The 306-nt window shown below is 45.1% G+C and carries 1 pseudogene; it reads right to left on the minus strand.

Annotated elements, in window-relative coordinates:
- Positions 1-306: pseudogene (locus tag F1E73_RS17795) on the minus strand (SusC/RagA family TonB-linked outer membrane protein); the annotation flags it as partial.

Genomic DNA, 306 nt, shown 5'->3' on the forward strand with positions numbered 1-306 from the left:
TTGTTAAGGTCTACAAATTGCTGACTTCCATCGATAACCTCGCCGCTAAATACGGGACCCCAGATCTGACCAATTTCCTCGCCTTCCTTAATGCGAATCATATCGGTATCATTCTGTCCAGGAGCACCTAGGGATCCTCTCATCTCCTGCGGAGTAAGATATTCCTTTAAGACGGTTTTGTTGCGAGAAACAATTACACCCGAGTTGTAGGTTAGGGCATCATTCCTAACTATATCGTAATTCAAGGCAACTTCAAATCCTGTTGAGCGTAGTTTACCGGCATTCTCTACCCTTCTACCAGTTGGG

Source organism: Arenibacter lacus (genome assembly GCF_008711145.1).
Lineage (GTDB): Bacteria > Bacteroidota > Bacteroidia > Flavobacteriales > Flavobacteriaceae > Arenibacter > Arenibacter amylolyticus.